Consider the following 26,491-nt stretch of genomic DNA (forward strand, 5'->3'; position numbering starts at 1 on the left):
GAGTCACGGTCGGTGCCGACCATGACGCTGCCCGACTGATTGTGATCTAGATCCTATTGCCGACGCCATCCCTTGCACCGTCATGGGCGACCCGCTGCGCCGTCCCGATGACAGGGAGTCAAAGGAGGCGCGTTGCGGATGAGGGAGTGGTCGTTCAAGTGTGATGCGACGATCTCGCACGGTCGTCAGCGGGCCCTGCGCTCGCGGTGGCGAACAGCCAGCCTCGCTGCTGGGTGGCCGTTTCCGAGCGATTGGGCCTCGGACGCGGTCGACGCGGTGTGCGCGGCGGTCGTCGAGGACAGGGACCTGGCCGAAGCGCTGGCCGACCTCGGCGCGGCGCGGGCCGAGGCCGGGGTCGGACTGGCCGGAACGCTGCAGGACCTGGCGGCGCTGCACGCCGTCGCGACCGGCGCCCACGACGGGCTCGTGTCGGCCGACCCGGACGCGGTGCCCACGGCGATGGTGCGCACGACCGCGCTGGGCTGGTCGGACGTGATCGCGCGGCTGTCCGTCGGGCGCGAGGTCGAGGACCCGCTGACCGGTCTGACCACGGTCGGCTACCTGCGCACCAGGTTGCACGAGGTGTACCGCGCAGCGCGGGCGGAGGGCCGCTCGGCGAGCGAGGACTACGTCCTGCTCACGGTGTCGCTGGACTCCCCGGCCGACGGCTACCCGCGGATGATGGCGATGGTGCTGATGGCCGACGTCCTGCGCACGGCGTTCGACTCGGGCGAGACCGTCTCGCTGCTGCGGTCGGCCACCGCGGCGGTGCTCACCAAGCGCAACCCGCAGCTGTCGGCCCGCTGCCTGCACGCGCGCTGCATGATCGAGCACCGGCTGGCTGCGGACCCGGCGCTGCACGCCTGCCAGGAGATCCGGTTCCAGCAGGAACCGCTGCCCGCCGACCACACCGCCGCGTGCGACCTGCTGGCATCGCTGTGAGCTGGGTCGCGTTGGGTGGTCCCTCTGCAGGTATGCGGCCTGTGCCGCTTTACGCTGACCGCGTGGACCAGCGGAGCGGAACCCCAGTTGTCGGCATGATCGGTGGCGGCCAGCTGGCGAGGATGACCCACCAGGCGGCGATCCCGTTGGGGCAGTCGCTGAAGGTGCTGGCCACCTCGGCGGACGACTCCGCCGCGCTCGTCGCCCCGAACGTGGAGATCGGCCACCACACCGATCTCGAAGCGCTGAAGAACTTCGCGCAGGGCTGCGACGTGATCACCTTCGACCACGAGCACGTCCCCGGCGAGCACCTGCGGGCCCTGGCCGCGGCGGGAGTGTCCGTCCAGCCCGGTGCCGACGCGCTGCTGCACGCCCAGGACAAGCTCGTGATGCGCCGCAAGCTCGCCGAGATCGGCCTGCCGGTGCCGCCGTTCGCGGAGGTCACCGACGTCGCCGACGTCCTGCAGTTCGGCGCCGAGCACGGCTGGCCCTGCGTGCTCAAGACCGCGCGCGGCGGGTACGACGGCCGCGGCGTGTGGATGCTCAACACCCCGGACGGCGCGAAGCGCACCGTCGCCGAACTGCTGGAGAGCGGATCACCGCTGCTCGTCGAGCAGCGCGTGCCGCTGCGCCGGGAGCTCGCCGCGCTGGTCGCGCGCTCGCCGTTCGGGCAGGGCGCGGTCTGGCCGCTGGTCGAGACGGTGCAGGAGGACGGCATCTGCGTGGAGGTCCTGGCCCCGGCGCCGAACGCCTCCCCGGAGCTGATCGAGCAGGCCCAGCAGCTCGCGCTGCAGGTCGCCGAATCGCTCGGCGTCACCGGCGTGCTCGCGGTCGAGCTGTTCGAGACCGACGAGGGCCTGGTGGTCAACGAGCTGGCGATGCGCCCGCACAACTCCGGCCACTGGACCATCGAAGGCGCGCGGACCTCCCAGTTCGAGCAGCACCTGCGCGCGGTCCTGGACTACCCGCTGGGCGCCACCGAGCTGACCGCGCCCGCGGTGGTCATGACGAACCTGCTCGGTTCGCCGACCGAGCTGAAGATGACGGTGGACGAGCGGCTGCACCACCTGTTCGCCCGCTACCCGCACGCGAAGGTGCACCTGTACGGCAAGAGCGAGCGGCCCGGCCGCAAGCTCGGCCACATCACCGTCCTCGGCGACCGCATGGACGAGGTGCGGGAGCAGGCCCGGCTGGCGGCGCACTGGCTGTCGCACGCCGAGTGGCCGGACGGCTACGAGATCCACTGAAGCAGAGGAGAGGTCCGAGCGTGGCAGGCGACAACCCGCTGGTCGGCGTGATCATGGGCAGCGACTCCGACTGGCCGGTGATGCAAGCGGCCGGAGACGCGCTCACCGAGTTCGACGTGCCCTTCGAGGTGGGCGTCTACTCGGCGCACCGCACCCCGCAGCGGATGCTGGACTACGCCCGCAGCGCGGCGGACCGCGGCATCCGGGTGATCATCGCCGGCGCGGGCGGAGCCGCCCACCTGCCGGGCATGGTCGCCTCGGCGACGGTGCTGCCGGTGATCGGTGTCCCGGTACCGCTGAAGCACCTCGACGGCATGGACTCGCTGCTGTCGATCGTGCAGATGCCCGCTGGCGTCCCGGTGGCGACGGTGTCGGTCGGCGGTGCGCGCAATGCCGGCCTGCTCGCCGTCCGCACGCTCGCGGCGGACTCCGGTGAACTCGGTGCCCGGCTGCGCGCGGGCATGGCGAAGTTCCAGGCCGACTTGGAGAGCATGGTGCTCGACAAGGACGCCGCCCTCCAGGAGAAGGCCGCGCGTTCCTGACGCTTTTCCGACAGACCCCGGGCGATGCCGGTTCCAACCGGTCTCACCTGGGGTTTTGTCGTTAAGGGGGGGTGGTGTTCAGGGGGTGTTCGGGGGTCTGTAAAGTTCTACGAGTCAGAGCGACACGGGCCGGGAAAGCCGGAACGGGCCTGACACGGGGTCAAAACCGAGTCTCCACGAATGAGTGGTAGAGTAGGCTGGCCTCGAACGGCAAGACTTTGAAAATTGCGATTCGCTTCGCGGTCATAACGACGGACGGTTCGGTATCCCGGAGATAACGAATTGGGTGCGGGAAACGAGAGTGACCCCCCTGAATCACCGGAAAAACGGCCTGCTAGAGTTACCGACACAAGAAAGCGAACAGAGGAAATGCTACCCGGAGCTTGCTGGTCCTGAAATGACCGGTGGTGATGGTGTGGGTGTGTTCTTTGAGAACTCAACAGCGGACTGTTTTGGTTAGTGTTCTTTAATGCCCCCGACCAAACATGGTTTTGGTTGGTGGTTTCTTTGAGTATGACGCTCGCCTTCGGGTTTGAGTGTCTGCTGGGATTGTTCAACAGCATTGTTGGAGAGTTTGATCCTGGCTCAGGACGAACGCTGGCGGCGTGCTTAACACATGCAAGTCGAACGCTGAAGCACCTTCGGGTGTGGATGAGTGGCGAACGGGTGAGTAACACGTGGGCAATCTGCCCTGCACTCTGGGATAAGCCTTGGAAACGGGGTCTAATACCGGATATGACACTTCACCGCATGGTGGGGTGTGGAAAGTTCCGGCGGTGCAGGATGAGCCCGCGGCCTATCAGCTTGTTGGTGGGGTAGTGGCCTACCAAGGCGACGACGGGTAGCCGGCCTGAGAGGGTGACCGGCCACACTGGGACTGAGACACGGCCCAGACTCCTACGGGAGGCAGCAGTGGGGAATCTTGCGCAATGGGCGAAAGCCTGACGCAGCAACGCCGCGTGGGGGATGACGGCCTTCGGGTTGTAAACCTCTTTCGACATCGACGAAGCCTTCGGGTGACGGTAGGTGTATAAGAAGCACCGGCTAACTACGTGCCAGCAGCCGCGGTAATACGTAGGGTGCGAGCGTTGTCCGGATTTATTGGGCGTAAAGAGCTCGTAGGCGGTCTGTCGCGTCTATCGTGAAAACCGGGAGCTTAACTCCTGGCTTGCGGTGGATACGGGCAGACTTGAGTTCGGTAGGGGAGACTGGAATTCCTGGTGTAGCGGTGAAATGCGCAGATATCAGGAGGAACACCGGTGGCGAAGGCGGGTCTCTGGGCCGATACTGACGCTGAGGAGCGAAAGCGTGGGGAGCGAACAGGATTAGATACCCTGGTAGTCCACGCCGTAAACGTTGGGCGCTAGGTGTGGGGATGGGTTCCACTGTTTCCGTGCCGTAGCTAACGCATTAAGCGCCCCGCCTGGGGAGTACGGCCGCAAGGCTAAAACTCAAAGGAATTGACGGGGGCCCGCACAAGCGGCGGAGCATGTGGATTAATTCGATGCAACGCGAAGAACCTTACCTGGGTTTGACATGCACTAGACAGCCCCTGAGAGGGGGTTTCCCTTGTGGTTGGTGTACAGGTGGTGCATGGCTGTCGTCAGCTCGTGTCGTGAGATGTTGGGTTAAGTCCCGCAACGAGCGCAACCCTTGCCCTACGTTGCCAGCGGGTTATGCCGGGGACTCGTGGGGGACTGCCGGGGTCAACTCGGAGGAAGGTGGGGATGACGTCAAGTCATCATGCCCCTTATGCCCAGGGCTTCACACATGCTACAATGGCTGGTACAGAGGGTTGCGATACTGTGAGGTGGAGCGAATCCCTTAAAGCCGGTCTCAGTTCGGATCGGGGTCTGCAACTCGACCCCGTGAAGTCGGAGTCGCTAGTAATCGCAGATCAGCATTGCTGCGGTGAATACGTTCCCGGGCCTTGTACACACCGCCCGTCACGTCATGAAAGTCGGTAACACCCGAAGCCCATGGCCCAACCCTTGTGGGGGGAGTGGTCGAAGGTGGGACTGGCGATTGGGACGAAGTCGTAACAAGGTAGCCGTACCGGAAGGTGCGGCTGGATCACCTCCTTTCTAAGGAGCAACAAACACCCCGACCACTGGTTGGGAGTGTTCACAACTGACGAGGCGAATGTTCTCGTGTTGTGACGCTCAATGGATTGTGGAACACACTAACTTTCTGCGCTCTGGTAGCGCGGCGAAATGGTCCGCTGTTGGGTATCTGAGAGAACACGCTAACCGCGCACTGGGTGTGTGGGTGTTGTCTTCTGGTTGTTGTTTGAGAACTGTATAGTGGGTGCGAGCATCTTTGTGGCCAAGTTATGTAGGGCACATGGTGGATGCCTTGGTACCAGGGGCCGATGAAGGACGTGGGAGGCCGCGATAGTCCTCGGGGAGCTGTCAACCGAGCTGTGATCCGAGGGTGTCCGAATGGGGAAACCCAGCCCGAGTGATGTCGGGTTACTCATGCCTGAATGTATAGGGTATGAGGGGGAACGCGGGGAAGTGAAACATCTTAGTACCCGTAGGAAGAGAAAACACTGGTGATTCCGTGAGTAGTGGCGAGCGAAAGCGGAGGAGGCTAAACCGTGCGCGTGGGATACCTGGTAGGGGTTGCGTGTGCGGGGTTGTGGGACATTGCTGGGAGACGCTACCGAGTCTCCAGCGCGTTTGCTTCTGCTAGTTGAACGGTTTGGGAAAGCCGGCCAGAGACGGTGAGAGCCCGGTAGGCGAAAGCAGTTGTGGCGTGTGTGGTGGTGTTCCCGAGTAGCAGCGTTTCCGTGGAGGGTGCTGTGAATCTGGCGGGACCACTCGCTAAGCCTAAATACTTCCTGGTGACCGATAGTGGATAGTACCGTGAGGGAATGGTGAAAAGTACCCCGGGAGGGGAGTGAAAGAGTTCCTGAAACCGTGTGCCTGCAAACCGTCAGAGCAACCTTAGCAGTTGTGATGGCGTGCCTTTTGAAGAATGAGCCTGCGAGTTACTGCTGCGTGGCGAGGTTAACCCGTTGGGGGTAGCCGGAGCGAAAGCGAGTCTGAATAGGGCGTCTGAGTCGCGTGGTGTAGACCCGAAGCGGAGTGATCTACCCATGGCCAGGGTGAAGCGCGGGTAAGACCGTGTGGAGGCCCGAACCCACCAGGGTTGAAAACCTGGGGGATGAGTTGTGGGTAGGGGTGAAAGGCCAATCAAACTCCGTGATAGCTGGTTCTCCCCGAAATGCATTTAGGTGCAGCGTTGCGTGTTGCTTGGGTGGGGTAGAGCACTGGTTGGTTGATGGGCCTTCGCGGGTTACTGAGATCAGCCAAACTCCGAATACATCTGAGTTGAGCGTGGCAGTGAGACGGTGGGGGAGAAGCTTCATCGTCGAGAGGGAAACAGCCCAGAGCATCGGCTAAGGCCCCTAAGTGTGCGCTTAGTGGGAAAGGATGTGGGATCGCTGAGACAACCAGGAGGTTGGCTTAGAAGCAGCCATCCTTGAAAGAGTGCGTAATAGCTCACTGGTCAAGTGGTCCTGCGCCGACAATGTAGCGGGGCTGAAGCGCACCGCCGAAGCCATGCCAATAGCACATTAGTGTTGTTGGGTAGGGGAGCGTCCTGCACGCGGTGAAGCAGCACTGGAAGGTGTTGTGGAGTGTGTGGGAGTGAGAATGCAGGCATGAGTAGCGAGTGAAGAGTGAGAATCTCTTCCGCCGGATGACCAAGGGTTCCTGGGGAAGGTTCGTCCGCCCAGGGTGAGTCGGGGCCTAAGGCGAGGCCGACAGGCGTAGTCGATGGATAACGGGTTGATATTCCCGTACCCGTGCATACGCGTCCATAGCGAAACCTTTGATACTAACCATCCGCTTGTCACATGAGTCTTCGGACGAGTGTGGTGGGTGCATGGGACCTGATTGGGCGGTAGTTAAGTGATGGGGTGACGCAGGAGGGTAGCTCTGCCAGTGAGTGGTTGTACTGGTGTAAGCCTGTAGCCCGGTGTGTAGGCAAATCCGCACACCATGTGGGTGAGGGGTGATGCGTAGCCGTTGTGGTGATGTGAGTGATCCCATGCTGTCGAGAAAAGCCTCTAGCGAGTGTGTGCATGGCCCGTACCCGAAACCGACACAGGTGGTCAGGTAGAGTATACCGAGGCGGTCGGGTGAACTGTGGTTAAGGAATTCGGCAAATTGCCCCCGTAACTTTGGGAGAAGGGGGGCCATTGCTGGTGAACACCCTTGCGGTGGGAGCTGGTGGTGGTCGCAGAGGCCAGGGAGAAGCGACTGTTTACTAAAAACACAGGTCCATGCGAAGCTGTAAGGCGATGTATATGGACTGACGCCTGCCCGGTGCTGGAACGTTAAGAGGACCCGTGAACCCGTAAGGGTGTAGCGGAGAATTTAAGCGCCAGTAAACGGCGGTGGTAACTATAACCATCCTAAGGTAGCGAAATTCCTTGTCGGGTAAGTTCCGACCTGCACGAATGGCGTAACGACTTCTCCGCTGTCTCGACCACAGGCCCGGTGAAATTGCAGTACGAGTAAAGATGCTCGTTTCGCGCGGCAGGACGGAAAGACCCCGGGACCTTTACTATAGCTTGGTATTGGTGTTTGGTTCGGCTTGTGTAGGATAGGTGGGAGACTGTGAAGCATTCACGCTAGTGGGTGTGGAGTCGTTGGTGAAATACCACTCTGGTCGTTCTGGGCATCTAACTCGGGTCCGTGATCCGGATCGGGGACAGTGCCTGGTGGGTAGTTTAACTGGGGCGGTTGCCTCCTAAAGGGTAACGGAGGCGCCCAAAGGTTCCCTCAGCCTGGTTGGCAATCAGGTGTTGAGTGTAAGTGTATAAGGGAGCTTGACTGTGAGACTGACGGGTCGAGCAGGTGCGAAAGCAGGGACTAGTGATCCGGCACTGGCTGGTGGAAGCGGTGTCGCTCAACGGATAAAAGGTACCCCGGGGATAACAGGCTGATCTTGCCCAAGAGTCCATATCGACGGCATGGTTTGGCACCTCGATGTCGGCTCGTCGCATCCTGGGGCTGGAGTTGGTCCCAAGGGTTGGGCTGTTCGCCCATTAAAGCGGCACGCGAGCTGGGTTTAGAACGTCGTGAGACAGTTCGGTCCCTATCCGCCGCGCGCGTAGGAGACTTGCGGAAGGCTGTCCCTAGTACGAGAGGACCGGGATGGACGAACCTCTGGTGTGCCAGTCGTTCTGCCAAGGGCGTGGCTGGTTGGCTATGTTCGGGAGGGATAACCGCTGAAAGCATCTAAGCGGGAAGCCTGTTCCTAGATGAGGTCTCCCACCCTTTGTGGGGTAAGGCCCCCAGTAGATGACTGGGTTGACAGGCCAGATATGGAAGCACAGTAATGTGTGGAGTTGACTGGTGCTGATAGGCCGAGGACTTGTTCACGAAGATTGCTCGCACCCACTATATGGTGTCTGAGACAACAACCATGGTTGTTGGTCAGGCTTAACAGAATATGTGTGTGTCATCGATACGGTGACGACCTGTGGTTTGCCCACGTTGTGGGTTTTAGGGTTGTCGGTGGCGATGGCGGGGAGGGTCCGCCCGGTCCCATTCCGAACCCGGTAGCTAAGCTCCCCAGCGCTGATGGTACTGCACTCGACAGGGTGTGGGAGAGTAAGACACCGCCGACACACTAATTGAGAGGGGCCCCGTTCCCGGACGTTTTTCGTCCAGGGAGCGGGGTCCTTCTGCTATCCCCGGGAAAAATCCCACCGTGCTCCGGAAGAGGCGTCGCCTTTATGCGAACGCCCTTGGCTCCGGGAAATTTCCCGCACCCGGAGTGGCCCCGCCGGCCGCGGGGCCACGCGGATCAGCCGAGCTGGTTGACCATGACGGCCTCGTGGGCGCTTCCGATGAGACCTCGCTCGTCGTAGAGCCGGGCGTTCGCCACACCGATCCCGGTCGGCTGCACGTCCCGGTCGATCTCCATGCCGAGCCACTCGCCCTCGAACGGGCGGTGCAGGTAGAGCGTGATGTCGGTGTTGATCCACGGGCCGAAGATCGGGCCGACGGGGCTGGCCGCGCTGATGCAGTCGACCAGCACCGCGACGTGCGCCAGCGGACTCAGCGCCTCGCCGGGGACCAGCGGCACCGGCATGTGCATCCACACCTTGCTGGTGCTGGTTGCCCGCTGATCTTCCAGCCACCGCACCTGGATCACGTCGTGCACTCCCCAGCGCAGCCCGAGCTCCGGCGGCAGCAGGTGCCCGTCGGGGAGGCCGTCCGGGCCGGCGAAGGGTGTCTCCACGTCCGGCACGACTCCGTCGACCTCGCCGCGGCGCAGAAGCTGGGCGGTGGCGCGCGCGGACGGCTTCCCGTCAACGGTGAGGACCGCTTCGCTCACCTGCAGCCGTTTTCCGGTGCGCAGGGGCTGAGCGGTCACGGTGAGGGGCTTGGCAGGCACCGGGCGCATCAGGTCCACGGTGAGGCGGGCGATGAACAGGTCGGGGTCGTCGGTGGTCCGCTCCACGGCTCGGGCGAGCAGCCCGGCGACCGGGCCGCCACCGACCAGTTCGCCCCAGGGGCTGCAGGCCGCTTCGCTCGGCACGAGCTGATCGCCGACTGCGGTGAAAAGCGCCTGTGTGTCACGCATTCCTCGATGTTACTTATCGGTAGCCGCGGCTGGTACTGCCCGTTTGCCATATTTCTGGCGAGTTGTCGCGATCCGCCATCACCACTCGGTGCTCGTGTGAGCATCTTCTCTGCCGGGCGAGTTACTTGAAGCTTCACGTATGCTTGCGGGCACCGCAGACCCCATCCTCGAAAGGTCCTCCCATGCAGCACCAAATTCGCGATGTGACGGCGCTGGTCGCGCGCCTCGTGGTGGGCGTGACGTTCATCGCGCACGGCTACCAGAAGGTCGGGATCAACGGCATGGACAAGGTCGTCGCGTCCTTCGGCGAAATGGGCCTGCCCCCGGTCGCGGCCTGGTTCACGGCGGCCGTCGAACTCGTCGCAGGGGCCGCGCTGATCCTGGGCGTGCTGCTCCCCGTCGCCGGGATCCTGCTCGCGGCGGTCATGGTCGGCGCGATCTTCACCGCGCACCTCGGAGGCGGGTTCTTCAGCAGCGACGGCGGATTCGAGTATCCGCTGGTGCTCGCCGGCGTGAGCCTGGCCCTCGGGTTCAGCGGCCCTGGCTACACGCTTTCCGCGCTGTTCAAGGGCAAGTCGGAGCGAGTCGCGGCCTGAGGGCTGTCCGGCGAACTCGTTGCGGTGGCGCACCCCGCGGCAGCTGCAGCGCTCAGAGGACAGCTGAACGCTGAGAATCCGTGGCGGCGTCGGGGTCAACCGGGTTGGCCGCTCCAAGGGCGAAGGCAAGCGCGCAGGCGGACGAAACGGCCTGTCCCCGAGCGGGACAGGCCGTTTCGCGCATCCGGGTCAGTCGCCCAGTTCCACTGTGGTCCGTTCGGTGTCGCGGCGGCTTTCGCGCTTCGCCGGGTCGAGGTTCGTGCAGTGCACCAGCGACGATCGCCCGGCGAGCACCGCGAGCAGACCGTCCAGCACGCCGCCCGGGAGATTCCACTCCACTGTGGACAGCACGCGGTCGGTCGGCCCGATGTGCAGCTCCTCGGCTCGTTTCCGGGCGTCGGCGACGAGTTCGTCCACCGACCGTTCCAGCAGCGCGGGCGTGTCGCCGTCGATCGGCAGCATCGGGCTGAAGTCGTCGCCGTGCACGCGGATGTCCGAGACGTAGTCGGCAATGCCGTCCGGCAGGCCGCGCAGCGGAGCCCCCAGCGCGTCGAGCCCGACGGCCGCGACGGTTCGCGCGCCCGCGCCGCGGTCGAGTTCGGCGGCAGGCACGAAGGAGACTTCCGCGCCGTGCGGGTCATCGGTGATGTGCGCCCCGCACCACCAGGAGCCGAGCAGCACGCCGACCGTCTGCCAGTGCGCGGGCAGCGCCACGTGCACCGGCGTTCCCGGCTCCAGGTCCCACTCGTCGACCAGCCAGTTGGCCGTCTTGGCCGCCCAGTTCGCGGTGGTCGCCCGGGACAGCTCGATGCGCGCCCCGGTGGCGTCGTCGTAGTGCGTGATCAACGGCTTGGGTGCCCCGTCGGCCAGCAACGGCCCGAGCAGCGCCTGGGTAACGCTCATGAGCCGAGCCTAACGGCCCCCACGCCTCGTCGGGCCGCAGTTCCCGGGCGGGCTAGTGGACGCAGGGGATGCTGCCGTCGGAGGTGATCTCGCGATCGGTGCGGGCTGTGCCGTCCAGCTGCAGGTTCGGCTTCGCCGTCAGGCCGGGAGGCGCGTTGGTCAGGCCGGCGAAGAAGCGCTGCGCAGCGACGGGATCGACGTTGACGATGCTCTGGCCGCGGTCGTCGCGGGCGTTGGTCTCCGCCACCGGCAGGGTCATGAACGTGACCCGGCCGGCCGCGATCTCCTGCATCTGCTCCACGAAGCCCAGCGGTTCCCAGCCCTCGTCGAGCACCACGGCGCGGCGCGTGGCCTGCACCAGGTCGTTGACCATAGCCGGGTCGGTGAGCGTGCCGGTGGACAGCACCTTGTTCGCCAGCGCGGCCATGAAGACCTGCTGGCGGACGATCCGGTCCAGGTCGCCGCGGGGCAGGCCGTGCCGCTGCCGCACGAAGGACAGCGCGTCGCCGCCGGAGATGGTGTGCCGCCCGGCGGTGAACTCGGCGCCGGAGTCCTTGTCGCTGGTGTCCTGCTGCAGGCACACCTCGACGCCGCCGACGGCCTCGGTGAGCTCGTAGAAGCCGAGCAGGTTGATCTCGGCGTAGTGGTCGATGCGCAGGCCGGTGAGGTTCTGCACCGTCTGCACCAGCGCGCGCTGACCGGACAGCTGCGCCTCGCGCTCGATCTCGAGCTCCGGCCGCCCCTCGGAGCGGAGCTGCTGCGCGGCGGTGTTCTTCGTCAGGCCGTAGACGGCGTTGATCTTCTCCGGCCGGCCGCCGGGCACCTGCGCGTAGGTGTCGCGCGGGATGGACACCGCGGTAGTCGGGGCGTTGTTGTGCGGCACCCGGATGACCACCAGGCTGTCGGTGTTCAGGCCGCCGATGGCCTCGGTGCGCAGCTGCTTGAGGACGCTGTCCGGCAGCGGGTTTCCCTGCGCGTCGGTGCGGCTGTCGCTGCCGACCAGCAGGACGTCCGTCGCGCCGTCGTCGTCGTTCGGCGTGGGCGGTGCGTCGGCGAGGACCTTGGCGGAGCTGACGTCGCTGAGCTGGTCCACCACGACCCAGCCGATGGCAGTGATGCCGAGCACGACCGCCGAGAACAGCGCGAGCGCGCTGCGACCGGCGATGCGGAACCCCGCTCGCCGCTGCGCAGGCTCCACTGCCTCGGTCTCCTGCTCCGGTTCACCCACTTGGCCTCCCCCGCCGCCGTGCGTTGCCGGACAAGGTTAACCGCTGACCTGGCCCGCGTCGTGGGAGTGACCGATGTTCAGTCCACGCAGGGGACTCCGTCGGCGGTGATGGGCTGCTCGTTGACGTCCGTCTGGGTGTGCAGCGGTGGCATCTGGCGGACGCCGTCGAGCCGGACCGTGCGCGGACCGGCGAAGTTCTGCGCGCCCGGCCCCTTGTAGTCCTTGCCCAGGTAGACCTGGACGCTGCCGGACTGGACGTTCGCGCTGGTCTCGGTGGGCAGCCCGCCGAGGGCCTCGGCGACCTGCTTGGCGGCTTCCTCCTCGCCGGCCGCGAAGTAGACCACGGAGTTGGCCATGGAGTCGGCGTTCGAGCTGCCGCCCGCCTTGAAGCCCAGGGCGGACACCTCGTCGAGCACCCGGGCGGCCAGGCCGCTGACGCCGGAGGCGTTGTAGACGCTGACCGAGATCTCCGCACGGGCCTGCTGCGCGGCCATCTTCTGCTCCCGCTCTTGGGGGCTGAGCAGGAGGTTGGCCGCGAACTGCCGGACTTCGGGGATGTTGATCGTGACGTCTTCCTTGCCCGACGGGCCGACCAGGTGCACCGGGGCGGTGTAGAACTGCACGTCCCCGCCGGCGATGCCCTGCATCTGCTGTGCGAAGCCCAGGAGGTCGTTGGCCAGCGCGGGGTCCAGGGTGACGGAGGACTTGATGGCGTTGATCAGCTCGGTGAGCTTCGCCGGGTTGGTCAGCGTGCCGGTGGACATCACCTTGTGGGCGAGGCTGGACATGAACACCTGCTGGCGCTTGCCGCGGGAGAGCTCGTTGATCAGCCCGTGCCGCTGCCGGACGAACGCCAGCGCGTCGGCGCCCTCGATGGTCTGCACGCCCTTGGGGAAGTCGGCGCCGGACAGCCGGTCCTTGGTGGCGTTGTTCAGGCAGACCTCGACACCACCGATTGCCTTGGTGATCTCGGAGAAGCCGAGCAGGTTGACCTCGGCGTAGTGGTCGATGCTGACGCCGGTGATGTCCTCGATGGTCTTGCGCAGCAGCTGCTTTCCGGCCAGCCGGGACTGCGTGGCGATCTCCTTCTCGTCGGTGACGCCTTCCTTCTTCAGCTTCGCGCGCTCGGCGGACATGCCGTTGTTCATCGTCTCGGTGAGCTTGGTCTTGCCCAGGCCGAGCCCGACGTCGACGAGCGTGTCGCGGGGGAAGGACATCGCGCTGGCGCTGCCGCCGCCGTTGGGGATGCGCACCAGGATCATCGCGTCGGTGAGGTCGCCGCCCTCCTGGGTGGTGCGCAGTTCGCGCAGCACCTCCTCGGGCAGCGGGTTGCCGAAGGAGTCGTTGCGGCTGTCGTTGCCGATCAGCAGGATGTCGGTGGCGCCGTCCGGCGCGTTGAAGCCGCTGCCGATCACGTCGGCGGTGGAGGTCCCGCCGCCGCCGGGGCGGAACATCGCCCAGCCGAAGCCCGTGGCTGTGAGCACCAGCACGGACAGCAGCGCGGAGAGCGTGCGGCCGAACGCGCGGGCACCGCGATTGCCGCGGCCTTTCCGGCCGCCTCGGCGTCGGCTCCAGACGTCGTTCTCCGGTGGGGGAGCTCCTTCGCCCGAACGAGTGGGCTGGCGCTGGCGTCCATCACCCTGCGGAGTCTTGCGGCCGGGGCTGCCGGATGCCGGCGCGCTGCCTGCGCGGCGCCCCCTCGGCGCCGGGTCGCCACCGGTGCCGGGACGTCCGCGACCACTCCCGCGAGGTGGCGCGGGCCTGCCGGACTGCCCCTGCGGATCGCCGGGCCACCTGGGCCGATCCTCCACGCCGCTTCCTCCTTGGCCTGCCGCGAGCGTTACACCTTCGCGAGGTGATTTTGCTCGTGTTCCGTTTGCAGGCTAGCGGGGCCCACGGGTTCAGTGGGCAGATCCCGGTTTTGGGGTGATCGCGTTCATAAGAGTGAACGCATTACGACACTGTGAGTAATCGGGGAGTCTGCTGGGTTCCGGGCGGCGCATGCCAGACTTCGCAGCGGTGCCCCGGTCGGCCGGAACCGGCCCGGGCAGTCGTCCATGGAGAGAAGGCGCGATGCGGATTCTGGTCACCGGTGGAGCCGGCTTCATCGGCTCGCACTACGTGCGACAGCTGCTCGGCGGCGCGTACCCGGCATACGCCGATGCCGAGGTGGTCGTGCTCGACAAGCTCACCTACGCGGGCAACGAGGCGAACCTGGCGCCGGTCGCCGAGGACCCGCGGCTGCGGTTCGTGCGCGGCGACATCTGCGACCGCGAGCTGGTGACCCGACTGCTGGCCGGGGTGGACGTGATCGTGCACTTCGCCGCCGAATCGCACGTGGACCGCTCGATCACCGGCGCGGACACCTTCGTCGTCACCAACGTCGTGGGCACCAGTGTCCTGCTGCAGGCCGCGCTCGAGGCCGGGGTCGGCAAGTTCGTGCACGTCTCCACCGACGAGGTCTACGGCTCCATCGAGGCCGGTTCGTGGCCGGAGGAGCACGCGCTGGAGCCGAACTCGCCCTACTCGGCGGCGAAAGCGGGCTCGGACCTGCTGGCGCGCTCCTACCACCGCACGCACGGCCTGCCGGTGTGCATCACGCGCTGCTCCAACAACTACGGGCCCTACCAGTTCCCGGAGAAGGTGCTGCCGCTGTTCATCACCAACCTGATGGACGGCCACCAGGTGCCGCTCTACGGCGACGGCCTCAACGTGCGCGACTGGCTGCACGTCGACGACCACTGCCAGGGCATCCAGCTGGTCGCCGAGGCCGGACGCCCGGGCGAGATCTACAACATCGGCGGCGGCACCGAGCTGACCAACAAGGAGCTCACCGAACGCGTTCTCGCCGAGCTGGACATGGACTGGTCGATGGTGCGGCCGGTGGCCGACCGCAAGGGCCACGACCGCCGCTACTCGGTGGACCACGGCAAGATCGTCCGCGAACTGGGGTACGCGCCCCGGGTCGACTTCGCGACCGGGCTGCGCGAGACCGTCCGCTGGTACCAGGACAACCGCGCCTGGTGGGAGCCGCTGAAGGCCCGCGCGGCGGTGGCCCGATGAGCCGCCTCGCCGTCCTGGTGCCGGGCGGCCGCGGACAGGTGGGCTCCGAGCTGGCCCGGATCGTGTCCGCGCGATCCGGTGCCCTGGTGCACGCGCCGGGCTCCGGCGAGCTCGACATCACCGACCACGAGGCGGTCGCCGACGCGGTGGACTCCTTCGCCGAGACCGCCCGCGACGCGGACCTGCGCCCGGTGGTGGTCAACGCATCGGCCTACACCGCCGTGGACGCCGCGGAATCCGACCCGGAGCGGGCGGCGCTGGTCAACGCCGAAGGCCCGGCGCAGCTGGCGAAGGCCTGCCACCGCAGCGGAATCCCGCTGCTGCACCTGTCCACGGACTACGTGTTCGGCGGCGACGCGGACCGCCCGTACGAGCCGGCGGACGAACCCGCGCCGCGCACGGTCTACGGCCGCACCAAGCTCGACGGCGAACGCGCGGTCCTCGACTCGGGCGCGCGGGCCTGGGTGGTGCGCACCGCGTGGGTCTACGGAGCGCGCGGCGGGAACTTCGTGAAGACGATGGCGCGGCTGTCGCGCGAGCGCGATTCGCTGTCCGTGGTGGCCGACCAGATCGGCTCCCCGACCTGGGCGGCGGACCTGGCGCAGGGCCTGCTGGAGCTGGCGGAGCGCGTCGCCGAGCGCCGCGGCCCGGACCGGAAGGTGTTGCACTGCACCAATTCCGGCCAGGTGAGCTGGTGCGACTTCGCCCGCGCGATCTTCACCGAACTGGGCCTGGACGAATCCAGGGTCCAACCGTGCACGACGGCGGACTTCCCCCGCCCGGCCCCCCGCCCGGCGTACTCGGTCCTGTCCGACGCGGCCTGGCGAGAAGCGGGCCTGACCCCATTGCGTTCCTGGCGAGAGGCCTTGCGAGCTGCCTTCGAAACCGACGGAGAAGTCCTCCGCGGCGAAGCGGGGTAACCCGCTGCCACGGCCGTGACAGGGGTGCCGAACCTCCGCGATTTCAATTGAAATTGGACCCTCGCCACCGCAGGTTCCGTGGAGACGCGACGAGTCCAATTTCAATTGAAATTGCTACACCACCCAGGGCGACCACCCACCGCTTTGAACCCAAACCCGGCCCCGTGCCCCACCGCACCCCTGGTGGCCAGGCCTCCTCGGTATCACCGCCGATCCTTCGGTGGTGATACTGGTCGAACCTTGCGAGATGTCGTGCGGTTGCGTACGGGGTTGCGTCGGGTTCAAAGCGGTAGGTGGTCACCTTGAGGGGTGTAGCGATTTCAATTGAAATCGGATCTGTCACGTCCCGACGGAGCCTGCGGTGGCGAGAATCCGATTTCGACCGAAATCGCAGAGGTTCACCACTGATCGATCAGTGGTGAACCTCGTGGTTCTGGTGGTGGGCTTGAGTTCGGCCGTTAGGCCGTCGCCCTTCGATACGCCGCGAGCGTTGTTTCGGCGCAGGTTTGCCAGGTGAAGGATTTTGCTTGTGCCGTACCGGTTTTCGGGTTCGGTGGGTTCGTCAGTGCTTGGTGCAGGGCTTCGTGCAGCGCGCTCGCATCCCCGAAGGGGAAGTACGCCGCGCTGCCCGCTGTGACTTCGCGGAGGGCTGGGATGTCCGAGCAGACCACTGGGGTTCCGCAGGCCAGGGCTTCCAGTGCCGGGAGGCCGAATCCTTCGTCGCGGGATGGGAGAACCAGCGCGCTCGCACCCGCGACGAGGCGGCGCAGGTCGTCCTCGGGGAGGTAGCCGGTGCGGATCACCGCGCCGTCGACCTGCGGGGTACCAGGCCCGGCGATGACCAGCGGCGGGAGATCCGGGCCGTGCGCTTCCAGCAGTCCGGGCAGGCCCTTGCGCGGGCCTTCGGCGCCGACGAAGAGCAGGTACTCCGCTGGAAGTCCGTACCGGGCGCGGAGCGCGGAATCCATTGGTGTGGCGGAGAACCACTCCGGGTCCACGCCGAGTGGCGTGACCACGATCTTCTCGCGGGGCACGTCGAGACGCGTGCTGACCGCGTCGGCGACCGCCGCGGTCGGCGTGCACACCACCTGCGCGCGTTGCACCGAACTCCGCACCAGCGCGGGAAGATCCGGCTCCGCCAGCGACGGGTCGTCCAGGAACGCGAGGTCGTGCACGGTCACCACGCCTGCCGCTCGGGCGGGCGGTGGCAGCACGAAGTTCGTTCCGTGCACCACGTCCGCGCGGCCCGCGAGGAGTTCGACCGGCGGGAAAGCGCCGCGCTGCCACAGCTTTCGCAGCGCGCGGGCCGGGATCGGTGGGCCGACCGCGCGAGTTCCCGGCGGGGCCACCTCGCGCAGCTGCCGCCAGCCGCGCGTGGTGAAGCCGATCAGCCGGACGTCCGCGAGGGACGCCAGGGCGGTGACCAGGGACGCGGTGTAGCGGCCGATCCCGGTGCGGTTGCCCAGCAGCGGCGTGCCGTCGAGCAGGACGCGCAGGTCAGCGGCCACGGAAGCGCTCGCCGGCGAGTCGCCGCAGTCGCCCGGTCGCCCGCTTCGCGACCTCCAGCGGTCCGCCCGCGTCCAGGTACTCGCGCAGCAGCGAGAGATCGCGGCGCACCGCTTCGGTACCGTTGAGCTGCGGGCTGCGCACGAGCGGCGAGGACGCCTTGAGGCGATCGGCGGCCGGGCGCGGATCGCGGCAGAACTCGGTGAGCGGCGCCAGCACCGATTCCCAGGTGAACCGCTCCCGCACCGGTTCGATCCGGCGGCGGCACTCCGCGGCGAACTCCTCGTCGTAGAGCACCTTCTCCAGCGCGGCGGCCAGCGCGTCCGGGTCCTCGGGCGGCACCACGACGCCGATGCGCTCGGTGCGGACCAGGTCGGCGAACGAGTCGCCGTCGGTGGTCACCACCGGCAGCCCCGACCACAGGTAGTCCAGCACCCTGGTGCGGAACGCGAACGTCGTCTCCACGTGCTCGAAGTGGCTGGTCACGCCGCAGTCGGCGTCCAGCAGGTAGTTCTGCCGCTCGTGGTAGGGCACCCAGGTCTCGTTGAAGAACGCGAACTTGTCGGTCAGCCCCAGCCTGCGCGCCAGCTCGCGGGTGCGCCCGGCCATGCCCATCTCCGGGACGTCCGGGTTCGGGTGCTTCATGCCGAGGAAGAACAGCCTGATGTCGTTGTGCCGCTCGGAGATCCGGTGCACCGCGTGCAGCAGCGTCAGCGGGTCGAACCAGCTGTAGACGCCGCCGGCCCACAGCACCACCTTGTCGTCGGCGGAGATGCCGGGGCGGGTGCCCTTGATCGCCGGGCCGGTGCGGCGCGGGGCCGTCGACGGCAGGCCGAAGGGCACCACCGACAGCAGCGAGCGCACCGTCGGGTCGTTGTCGTAGAGCCCCGGCGTCAGGCGGCCCAGCGAGGCCAGGTGGCCGAGCCAGAAGTGCCGCTGCCGCTCGGAGGCGCAGAGGAAGAAGTCGCCGCGCTGCAGCTGGGTGTTGAGCACCTTGGTGACTCCGGCCAGGTCCTTGGCGCGGCGCTCGTCGTCGGTGTCCCGGCCCTGTTCGAGCAGTTCCAGGTGCATCGGGTCGTAGACGTCGCAGACCACGATCTTGCTGGAGTCGACCTTCTTGAGCGAGGGCACCATCTCCAGCACGTGGCCCTGCAGCACCACGATGTCGGCCCAGTCGACGTGCGCGGCCAGTTCGCGCGGCTTGGCCGCGTGCACCTCGAACTCCGCCTGCGGCGGGCTGACCAGGTCGTTGACGCTGACCAGCCGGACCTGGTGCTCGACGGAGAGCACCTCGGCCATGTGCCAGGCGCGGATCGCCGGCCCGGCCATCCGCTCGGTGACCGCGTCACCGGTGATCACCACGATCTTGCGCGGCCGGCCGAAGACCTCGTCCAGGCCGAAGGCCTCGACCAGCGCGTCGTGCGCGGCGAGGTAGCGCGGCAGCGGGTAGGCGGGTTCCATCGCCTTGCGCATCAGCGGGAGCAGATCGGCGTCGCTGCGCACCCGCGCCTGCTGCTCCTGCTCGCGGGAGAGCTTCAGCGACGGCAGCAGCTCCACGAACTGGTCGATCGCCAGCATCCCGGCGAGCGCCGAGCGGTCGACCGGCACCGGGCCGTGGTCCTCGGTCTCGCCGCGCCGGGTGATCTCCAGCTGCGTCGGGTCGATCTCGCCGCGCGCGGTGGCCCGCCGCACCGCCAGCGCCATCGCCGCGGGCAGCGCCTTCGCCAGCGTCTCGTCGGAGACGTTCTTGTAGAGCGCGGCGAGCGCGTTGCGCTCCAGCAGGTAGTGCTCGCGCGCGGAGGCGATGTCGGCCATCGACGCGTGGTGCCGGTGGAAGGTCAGCGACCGCGGTTCGTAGCGGACTCGCCAGCCGCGCAGGTTCAGCCGCCAGCCCAGGTCCACGTCCTCGTAGAACATGAAGAAGCGTTCGTCGAAGCCGTCCAGCGCGGCGAACAGCTCGGCGCGCACGAACAGCGCCGATCCGGTGCCGAACAGCACGTCCCGCGAGGCGTCGTGCGAACCGTCGTCGAGCTCGCCGGCGTGCCGCTTGTAACCCATGCCGAACCAGGTGAGCCCGCCGTCGACGAAGTCGATGTGGCGCCCCTCCCAGTCCAGCACCTTGCTGGCGACCGCGCCCACGGTCGGCTCGGCGCGCAGCACCGCGACTGCCGCGCGCACCCAGTCGCGGTCCGGGCGGGCGTCGTTGTTGAGGAACGCCAGCACCTGCCCGGTGGCGGCGCGGGCGGCGAGGTTGCAGCCGCCGGCGAAACCGAGGTTGGCGTCCGACTCGATCAGCTGCACGTCCGGGGCCGCGGCGCGGATCCGCTCCGCGCTGCCGTCACCGGAGGCGTTGTCGACGCAGAGCACCTCCAGCCGGTCGGCCGGGTAGTCCAGCTCCTCGCGCAGCGCGCGCAGGCATTCGACGGTGTCGTCGGCGCCGCGGTAGTTCACCACGATCACCGACACCAGGGGCAGGTTGCTGGGGTCGGACGTCTCAGCCACGCCTAAAGCGTGCACCATGCCACCTTCCCGATCTGAGCCGCCTACCCGTTCCGCGGGTCGTCCGGTTCGTTCGCGATGTCGTGAACGTGGCCGGGGTTCAGCGCCCCGCCCACTCCCGCCACACGCGCTCGACCGGGGCGGCCCGGGTGATGCGGCGGCGCTCCCGCAGCGTCGTGGGCAGGCCTGCGGCCACCTCGGCGAGGACGCGCAGCCGCAGCGCGACGCGGAAGTTCGCGGCAGCGGGCACGTTCTTGCGCAGCGGCAGCGCGCAGGTGATCGCGGCGAAGCGGGCCAGTTCGCGCGCGGCGACCTTCGCCGGAGCGCAGCGCAACAGCATGAACAGCCGGTTGCGCTCGTTCCAGCGGTGGAACAGCGGAGAGCCGGGCTGCGTGCTCGCACCGTGTGCGTGCTCGGCGACGGCATCGGGCACCGAGACGATCCGGTGCCCGGCCAGGCGCAGGCGCCAGGACGTGTCGGTGTCCTCGTAATAGCAGAAGAACCGCGCCGGAACGCCTCCCGCGTCGCGCAGCACATCGGTGCGCAGCAGCGCTGCGCCGCCGCAGAACCCGAACATCTCTCCGGAGGCTTGAGGCGCGTCAGCGCCGTGGCCGTCGGCCGTGAGGCGGACGCCGACGGATTGAGTGCGGCCGTCCGACGTGCGGAGCACGGAGGTCGCCGCAGCCGCGGAGCGGTCCGCGTCGAGCGCGGCCTCCAGCGCCGCGAGCCAGCCGGAGGCTGGCGCAGCGTCGTCGTTGAGCCACGCGACGTAAGGCGTGCGGACGCGCGTCAGCGCGGCGGCGATGCCGCCGGCGTAGCCGCGGTTGCGGCGGAGCCGGAAGACCTCGGGCGCCGAGGGGTGCTCGGCGAGCAGCTCGGCGGTGCCGTCGTCGGAGGCGTTGTCCACCACCAGAGTCCGATGTGGACGATCCTGGGCGGTCAGCGCGTCCAGGCAGGACTCTATGTGGTCCCGCCCTCGCCAGGTCACCACGACCACGGTGCTGCGCACCTGCTCCGACGTCACGGTCGAAGACGTTACGCGGAGCTCGTGCCGCAGTCGTCGGCGCCCGAGCGCCGGCACGTGGGAAGCTGGGCGGGTGCCCGAGCTCGTCGCGATCGCTGAGCAGCTGCTCGCGCCCGTCCCCGGCGGGACCGGCCGCTACACCCGGGAACTGCTGCGCGCGCTGGCCGAGACCGCACCCGAGGGGTGGGAGATCAGCAGCGTGATCAGCCGCGGCGATCCCGAAGCCGCGCGAGTGCCCGGTGTTGCCGGGCCGCGAGTGCTGCCGCTGCCGCGGCGCGCGCTGGTCGCGGCGTGGGAACGCGGTGTCCCGCTGTGGCCGGGCGGTGACTCCGTGCACGCCATGACGCCGCTCGCGCCGCCCGCCAAGCGCGGCCGCGGTCTGGTGGTGACCGTGCACGACACCGTCCCGTGGACGCATCCGGAAACCCTGACGCCGCGCGGTGTTTCCTGGCACCGCCGGGCGATCGGCCGGGCCGCGCGGCAGGCCGATGCGCTGGTCGTGCCCACCGCCGCGGTGGCCGCCGAACTCGCCGAGCACGTCCGCGCGGCCCGGCTGCAGGTGATCGGCGAGGGCGTGACCCCGGCGCTGCTGGCCGAGCCGGATCCGGCGGTGCGGCTCGACCTGCCGGAGCGGTACGTGCTGGCCATCGGCACCGTCGAACCCCGCAAGGGCTACCCGCACCTGGTGCGCGCGATGGCCGACGTCCCGGACGTCCCGCTGCTGGTCGTCGGCCACCAGGGCTGGGGCGGGGTGGACCTGGCGCGGATCGCCGCGGACTGCGGGGTCGACCGGGTGCGCGTGCTGTCCTCGGTCTCCGACGCCGAACTCGCGGTCCTGCTGCGCAACGCGACCGCGCTGGCCGCGCCCAGCCTCGCGGAGGGCTTCGGGCTGCCGCTCGTCGAGGCGATGGCGCTCGGTGTTCCCGTCGTGCACTCCGATGCACCCGCGCTGGTGGAGGTCGCCGGAGGCGCGGGTGTGGTGGTGCCGCGCGCCGATCCGGTGGCGCTCGGCGCTGCGCTGCGCGAGGTGCTCGGCGATCCGGCGCGGCGCGAGGCGCTGATCGCGGCCGGGCACCGGCGTGTAGCCGATTTCACCTGGACCCGGGTGGCGCGCGAGGTCTGGGCGCTGCACCGTTCGGTCACCGGTGACCGAACGGGATAGACCAGAACACATTTTCACGTACACGGCCCGGGCCGGACGTTTCGCCCCGTAATCTGCTCTGGTGCACAGAGGCGAGCCGCACATCCTCATCGACGCCACCGCAGTACCCGCGGACCGAGGCGGCGTCGGACGGTACGTCGACTCCCTGCTGGCGGCGCTGGACGCCGACGGCGCGCGGCTCACGGTCGCCTGCCAGCCCCGCGACGCGGAGCTGTACGCGGCCATCGCGCCGCACACCGAAGTGGTGCCCGCCGCCGAAGCCGTCGCGACCCGCACCGCGCGGTTGACCTGGGAGCAGACCACCCTGCCGCTGCTGGTGCGGCGGCTCGGCATCGACGTCCTGCACTCCCCGCACTACACGACCCCGCTGGCCAACCCGGCGGCGTCGGTGGTGACCCTGCACGACGCCACCTTCTTCACCAACCCCGCCGTGCACTCGCCGGTCAAGGCCCGTTTCTTCCGCGCCTGGACGCGCACCGCGCTGCGTCGCGCGACGCTGTGCATCGTGCCGAGCGAAGCGACCGCGGCCGAGCTCCACCGCTCCGTCGGCGCCGACCGGGCGCGGATGCCGGTGATGTTCCACGGCGTCGACCCGGACCGGTTCCACCCGCCGACGCCGGAGGAGGTCCAGGCGGTCCGCGACCGGCTGAGCCTGCACGACCAGCCCTACGTCGCCTTCCTCGGCGCGCTGGAACCCCGCAAGAACGTGCCCGCGCTGATCCGCGGCTTCACGCTGGCCTGCCAGGGCCGCGCCGATTCGCCCGCGCTGGTGCTGGCCGGCCAACCGGGCTGGGACACCCGGGTGGAGCGGGCGCTGGAGGCGGTGCCGCACCGGATCCGGGTGATCCGCGCCGGCTACCTGCCGTTCGGTCAGCTCGCCGGATTCCTCGGCGGCGCGGACGTCGTCGCCTACCCGAGCCTGGGCGAGGGCTTCGGCCTGCCGGTCCTGGAAGCGATGGCTTGCGGAGCGCCCGTGCTCACCACCCGGCGCCTGAGCCTGCCCGAGGTCGGCGGTGACGCCGTCGCCTACTGCGGCGTCGGATCCGGGGACATCGCGGCCGGCCTCACCGAGCTGCTCGACGACCCGACCCGCCGAGCGGCGCTGGCGGCCGCGGCGCAGCGCCGGGCCAAGGAATTCACCTGGGCGGCCTGCGCCACCCAGCACCGCACGGCCTTCGCCCGAGCCCACCACATCCACCTCCGCACCCGCTGACCAGGCCGGGGCGATGCGATTTCAATTGAAATCAGACGTCTGATTTCCATTGAAATCGCGTAGATCCCGACGCACCACCGGCGTGTCGGGCGCCCGACACGCCGACGGTTCACGCAAGTTCCATTGAAATCGCACGTCTGATTTCCATTGAAATCGCGGAAGTCCTCCACCGCAGCGGCGAGCTGTCCACAGCCATCGGCGGGTCCGGCGGCCGGGACCCCGTGGTCGGGTTCGGCGGCCGCGGGACGTTCGGCAGAATGTGGTGGCGTGACCGACGCGCGCACCTACGGCGATGAACTCGCCGTTGTCACCGTGACCTATTCGCCGGGCGAGACGCTGGGGCGGTTCCTCGACACCCTGGAACGGGCGACGGACCGCCGGCCCCGGGTGATCCTCGCCGACAACGGCTCCACCGACGGCGAACCGGAGCGCGCCGCTGAAGAGCGCGCCGACGTCGACTTCGTGCCCACCGGCGGCAACCTCGGCTACGGCAGCGGCGCCAACCGCGGTGTGGCCCAGCTGAGCAGCGAGTACGGCTGGGTGGTCATCGCCAACCCCGACCTGGAGTGGCAGCCGGGATCGCTCGACGAACTGCTCGCGGCGGCGAAGCGCTGGCCGCGCGGCGGATCGTTCGGCCCGCTGATCAAAGAGCCCGGTGGCGAGGTCTACCCGTCGGCCCGGATGCTGCCCTCGATCGGCCGCGGCGCCGGGCACGCGGTGTTCGGCAAGGTGTGGCCGGGGAATCCGTGGACCCGCGCCTACCAGCAGTCCGAGGCGCAGATCACCGAGCGCCCGGCGGGCTGGCTGTCCGGCTCCTGCCTGCTGCTGCGCCGCGAGGCCTTCGACTCCGTCGACGGCTTCGACCCCCGCTACTTCATGTACTTCGAGGACGTCGACCTGGGCGACCGGCTGCGCCGCAAGGGCTGGCTCAACATCTACGTGCCGAGCGCCGAGGTGATGCACATCGGCGGCCGCTCCACCTCGAAGGCGGCCAAGCGGATGCTGCTCGAACACCACCGCAGCGCCTACCGCTACCTCGCCGACCGCCACCGGGGCCCGATCTGGGCGCCGCTGCGGCTCGCCCTGCGCGCAGCGCTGGCGATCAGAGCCCGCATCGAAACCCGTTGACGATGTTTGATTCCAGGCTCGTTCTTCGTGGCGGTGCCGGTACCTCAGAGGTTCCCTGGACTGCGGGTGCCGAGCCTGATGCATGACCGATACACAGCGGCTGGGCCGTCCTCGCCAGGAAACCTCTGAGAACCCGCGGCGGTGCGAGTTGCGAGGGTGGGGCAAGCGCTGCGCGCTTGCGGCAGCTCATGCCGTTGTTGTGCCGCGCTTCGCGGCTGCGGCCCGAAGAGCGGAATCACTCGACTAGTACTGGGGGTACTGCTGCTGGTTGGCCTGCGAACCGAGCGGGCCGAACTCGTTCGGGCCGCGCTGCGCGTGGTACGGGTTCGGCGGCAGGCCCTGCCCGTAGTCCTCGGTCGGCCAGCCCTGCTGCGGATCGGTCTGCTGGTACTGCGGCTGCGGGTGCTGGTCGGTCTGCTGGTACTGCTGGGCGGGCTGCGGCTGCCGCTGTCCGGAGGGGATCACCTGCGTGGTGTCCGGTGAATCGGCCTGGTCGACCACGTCGCGCGGGATGCGCACGGTGTTCGCCGCGTCCATCGGGGAGATGGCGTTGTCCGGTGTGACGACGAACGCGCCGCGTGCCCGCGCGCGAGCAAGTGCTTCGTCGGCTCGGAGGCGCGGGTCCATGGGAGGCCCTCTCAGTCGTTCGCAGTCGGTGGTCCGCCGGGGCGGACATCGAGCCGGGCGCGGCCGTTCTGGGACGGGCCCGGTGTTCATTATGCCGTTGCCCCTGCCAGAGTATTCCCCCCAATGGGTTTTCGTCAGGGAAGTCCGTCAGGTAGAGGAGGAGCTACGCCGATGTCCGCGGATGATCAGGACCGGACCGCTCGGTCGACGGCCGAGGCGGTCGTGCTGGTGGGTGGGCGAGGCGTCCGGTTGCGCCCGCTGACCCTGTCGGCGCCCAAGCCGATGCTGCCCACCGCCGGAGTGCCGTTCCTGCGCCACCTGCTGTCCCGGATCCGGGCGGCGGGCATCGAGCACGTGGTGCTCGGCACCTCCTACAAGGCTGAGGTGTTCGCCGAGCACTTCGGCGACGGTGCCGATCTCGGGCTGAGCCTGGAGTACGTGGTCGAGCCGGAGCCGCTGGACACCGCCGGTGCGATCCGCAACGTGGCGGACCGGCTCAGCGCCGACGACGTGCTGGTCTTCAACGGCGACATCCTCTCCGGCGTGGACCTCACCGAACTGCTGGCCACCCACCGCGACACCGCGGCGGACGTCACGCTGCACCTGGTCAAGGTGGCCGATCCGCGCCGCTTCGGCTGCGTGCCGACCGATCCCGACGGGCGCGTCACCGCGTTCCTGGAGAAGACCGAGAACCCGCCGGTGGACCAGATCAACGCCGGTTGCTACGTGTTCCGGCGCGAGGTGATCGACCGCATCCCGGCCGGGCGACCGGTGTCGGTGGAGCGCGAGACCTTCCCCGAGCTGCTCGCCTCCGGCGCGCGCGTGCAGGGCTACGTCGACACCTCGTACTGGCTGGACATGGGCACGCCCGAGGCGTTCGTCCGCGGTTCGGCGGACCTGGTGCTGGGCGAGGCCCCGACGAACGCGCTGCCGGGGGAGCGCGGCGAGGCGCTGGTCCTCGACGGCGCGTCGATCGCCGCCGACGCCCGGCTCAGCGGCGGCAGCTCGATCGGCGCGGACTGCGTCGTCGAAAGCGGTGCGCACGTCGCGGAGTCGGTGCTGTTCAACGGTGTCCGCGTGGCGGAGGGCGCGGTGATCGAGCGCAGCATCGTCGGAGCGGGCGCGACGATCGGAGCCGGCGCGGTCCTGCGCGGCGCGATCATCGGTGACGAGGCGCACATCGGCCCGCGCTGCGAACTGCTCGACGGCGTCCGCGTCTGGCCGGGTGTGGACCTGCCCGAGCACGGAGTCCGCTTCTCCGCCGACTGCTGACGAGTCTGTTCCA

The 26,491-nt window shown here is 68.2% G+C and carries 18 protein-coding genes and 3 rRNA genes; 13 read left to right on the forward strand and 8 right to left on the reverse strand.

What is annotated here, in order from left to right; genetic code table 11:
* Positions 1–276: 276 nt before the first annotated feature.
* The 6 genes from ATL45_RS18500 to rrf all read left to right on the forward strand — a co-directional run bounded on the left by ATL45_RS18500 (position 277) and on the right by rrf (position 8,375).
* Entirely contained in the window at positions 277–942 is a 666-nt protein-coding gene (locus ATL45_RS18500; RefSeq protein WP_246025421.1) for a hypothetical protein, read from the forward strand.
* Between the two features lie 62 nt (positions 943–1,004).
* Positions 1,005–2,189, forward strand: coding sequence for a 5-(carboxyamino)imidazole ribonucleotide synthase (locus tag ATL45_RS18505; protein ID WP_093157133.1), 1,185 nt, complete (start codon positions 1,005–1,007; stop codon positions 2,187–2,189).
* Positions 2,190–2,242: 53 nt separating this feature from the next.
* A complete protein-coding gene (purE, locus tag ATL45_RS18510; protein WP_093157346.1) occupies positions 2,243–2,731 on the forward strand; it encodes a 5-(carboxyamino)imidazole ribonucleotide mutase in 489 nt (162 codons plus the stop codon).
* Positions 2,732–3,293: 562 nt separating this feature from the next.
* Positions 3,294–4,815, forward strand: a 16S ribosomal RNA gene (locus ATL45_RS18515).
* Positions 4,816–5,054: 239 nt separating this feature from the next.
* Positions 5,055–8,127: ribosomal RNA gene (locus tag ATL45_RS18520) — 23S ribosomal RNA — on the forward strand.
* A 131-nt stretch (positions 8,128–8,258) separates the two neighbouring features.
* Positions 8,259–8,375, forward strand: a 5S ribosomal RNA gene (gene rrf / locus ATL45_RS18525).
* The 16S, 23S and 5S rRNA genes sit together here, the layout of an rRNA operon.
* Positions 8,376–8,554: 179 nt before the next feature.
* Here rrf and ATL45_RS18530 read toward each other — a convergent pair.
* A complete protein-coding gene (locus tag ATL45_RS18530) occupies positions 8,555–9,337 on the reverse strand; it encodes a thioesterase family protein (RefSeq protein WP_093160461.1) in 783 nt (260 codons plus the stop codon).
* Between the two features lie 182 nt (positions 9,338–9,519).
* Here ATL45_RS18530 and ATL45_RS18535 point away from each other — a divergent pair, with 182 nt between their 5' ends.
* Positions 9,520–9,933: a DoxX family protein gene (locus ATL45_RS18535; protein ID WP_093160464.1), complete on the forward strand. Its 414-nt coding sequence runs from the start codon at positions 9,520–9,522 to the stop codon at positions 9,931–9,933.
* 189 nt (positions 9,934–10,122) lie between these two features.
* On the opposite strand, the gene ATL45_RS18540 is transcribed toward ATL45_RS18535, so the two are convergent.
* The 3 genes from ATL45_RS18540 to ATL45_RS18550 form a co-directional block, all read right to left on the reverse strand.
* Positions 10,123–10,836, reverse strand: a complete 714-nt coding sequence (locus tag ATL45_RS18540) for a TIGR03089 family protein (RefSeq protein WP_093160466.1) — start codon at positions 10,834–10,836, stop codon at positions 10,123–10,125.
* 52 nt (positions 10,837–10,888) lie between these two features.
* Complete coding sequence (locus ATL45_RS18545) at positions 10,889–12,064, reverse strand: LCP family protein (RefSeq protein ID WP_093160469.1); 1,176 nt, start codon at positions 12,062–12,064, stop codon at positions 10,889–10,891.
* Positions 12,065–12,141: 77 nt separating this feature from the next.
* Complete coding sequence (locus tag ATL45_RS18550; RefSeq protein WP_246025422.1) at positions 12,142–13,548, reverse strand: LCP family protein; 1,407 nt, start codon at positions 13,546–13,548, stop codon at positions 12,142–12,144.
* A 589-nt stretch (positions 13,549–14,137) separates the two neighbouring features.
* Here ATL45_RS18550 and rfbB point away from each other — a divergent pair.
* Positions 14,138–15,127 carry a dTDP-glucose 4,6-dehydratase gene (rfbB, locus tag ATL45_RS18555; protein WP_093160471.1) on the forward strand — a complete coding sequence of 330 codons (990 nt, stop codon included), beginning with the start codon at positions 14,138–14,140 and terminating at the stop codon, positions 15,125–15,127.
* On the forward strand, positions 15,124–16,047 hold the full coding sequence (gene rfbD, locus ATL45_RS18560; protein ID WP_093160541.1) for a dTDP-4-dehydrorhamnose reductase: 924 nt from the start codon (positions 15,124–15,126) through the stop codon (positions 16,045–16,047). Before rfbB ends, rfbD begins: the two co-directional genes overlap by 4 nt.
* Positions 16,048–16,505: 458 nt before the next feature.
* Here rfbD and ATL45_RS18565 read toward each other — a convergent pair whose 3' ends face one another.
* From ATL45_RS18565 to ATL45_RS18575, 3 genes are all read right to left on the reverse strand, one after another.
* Entirely contained in the window at positions 16,506–17,555 is a 1,050-nt protein-coding gene (locus ATL45_RS18565) for a glycosyltransferase family 4 protein (protein WP_093160473.1), read from the reverse strand.
* Positions 17,545–20,055 (reverse strand): glycosyltransferase, encoded by a 2,511-nt coding sequence (locus ATL45_RS18570; RefSeq protein ID WP_246025423.1) that lies wholly within the window; start codon positions 20,053–20,055, stop codon positions 17,545–17,547. The genes ATL45_RS18565 and ATL45_RS18570 overlap by 11 nt, the downstream gene beginning before the upstream one ends.
* Positions 20,056–20,152: 97 nt before the next feature.
* A complete protein-coding gene (locus ATL45_RS18575; protein WP_246025424.1) occupies positions 20,153–21,076 on the reverse strand; it encodes a glycosyltransferase family 2 protein in 924 nt (307 codons plus the stop codon).
* Positions 21,077–21,149: 73 nt separating this feature from the next.
* Between ATL45_RS18575 and ATL45_RS18580 the strand changes: the two genes are divergently transcribed.
* The 3 genes from ATL45_RS18580 (at position 21,150) to ATL45_RS18590 (ending at position 24,579) form a co-directional block, all read left to right on the forward strand.
* On the forward strand, positions 21,150–22,238 hold the full coding sequence (locus tag ATL45_RS18580) for a glycosyltransferase family 4 protein (RefSeq protein WP_211841245.1): 1,089 nt from the start codon (positions 21,150–21,152) through the stop codon (positions 22,236–22,238).
* Between the two features lie 82 nt (positions 22,239–22,320).
* Positions 22,321–23,451, forward strand: coding sequence for a glycosyltransferase family 4 protein (locus tag ATL45_RS18585; RefSeq protein ID WP_093160546.1), 1,131 nt, complete (start codon positions 22,321–22,323; stop codon positions 23,449–23,451).
* A 267-nt stretch (positions 23,452–23,718) separates the two neighbouring features.
* Positions 23,719–24,579, forward strand: coding sequence for a glycosyltransferase family 2 protein (locus ATL45_RS18590; RefSeq protein WP_093160480.1), 861 nt, complete (start codon positions 23,719–23,721; stop codon positions 24,577–24,579).
* A 243-nt stretch (positions 24,580–24,822) separates the two neighbouring features.
* On the opposite strand, the gene ATL45_RS18595 is transcribed toward ATL45_RS18590, so the two are convergent.
* Positions 24,823–25,206, reverse strand: coding sequence for a hypothetical protein (locus tag ATL45_RS18595; RefSeq protein WP_093160483.1), 384 nt, complete (start codon positions 25,204–25,206; stop codon positions 24,823–24,825).
* A gap of 171 nt (positions 25,207–25,377) precedes the next feature.
* Between ATL45_RS18595 and manB the strand changes: the two genes are divergently transcribed.
* Positions 25,378–26,478: a mannose-1-phosphate guanylyltransferase gene (gene manB, locus ATL45_RS18600; RefSeq protein ID WP_093160485.1), complete on the forward strand. Its 1,101-nt coding sequence runs from the start codon at positions 25,378–25,380 to the stop codon at positions 26,476–26,478.
* The last annotated feature ends 13 nt before the right edge of the window (positions 26,479–26,491 follow it).

This window comes from Saccharopolyspora antimicrobica, from assembly GCF_003635025.1.
Lineage (GTDB): Bacteria > Actinomycetota > Actinomycetes > Mycobacteriales > Pseudonocardiaceae > Saccharopolyspora > Saccharopolyspora antimicrobica.